The organism is Cellulomonas telluris, assembly GCF_004886325.1.
In the GTDB taxonomy this organism is placed as follows: domain Bacteria; phylum Actinomycetota; class Actinomycetes; order Actinomycetales; family Cellulomonadaceae; genus Cellulomonas; species Cellulomonas telluris.
Window position 1 is genome coordinate 1 of the sequence record NZ_QXFN01000102.1, and the last position, 530, is coordinate 530.

The 530-nt window shown below is 71.1% G+C and carries 1 protein-coding gene; it reads left to right on the forward strand.

The window, feature by feature from the left end; all coding sequences use genetic code 11:
• The coding region (locus tag FB586_RS18930; RefSeq protein WP_136520872.1) for an MFS transporter at positions 1-530 on the forward strand (530 nt) is incomplete at both ends.

Consider the following 530-nt stretch of genomic DNA (forward strand, 5'->3'; position numbering starts at 1 on the left):
CGCCGCCTGCTGGGGCACCGGGTTCCTGGTCGGGTCGGCCGGCATCGCGAGCAGCCAGCTCTGGCTGCTCTACCTGGGGTACGGCGTCATCGGCGGCATCGGTCTCGGCATCGGCTACATCTCCCCCGTGTCGACCCTCATCAAGTGGTTCCCGGACCGTCCGGGCCTCGCGACGGGCATGGCGATCATGGGCTTCGGTGGCGGCGCGCTCATCGCCTCGCCGCTGTCCAACTCGTTGATGGCCCTCTTCGACGGTGACTTCGTCGCGACGGAGCCCGGCGCCGTCGCGTCCGGCTCCGCGCTCGCCCGCACCTTCTTGACCCTCGGCGTCGTCTACACGGTCTTCATGCTGATCGGCGCGGCCCTGGTGCGCGTGCCGCCCGGCCACGGCGACGACGCGACCGCCGAGCACTCCCCCGGCACCAACGGCGCGCTCGTCCGGGCCAACCAGGCGATCCGGACCCCCCAGTTCTGGTTCCTGTGGGTCGTGCTGTTCTGCAACGTGACGGCCGGCATCGGCATCCTCGAGC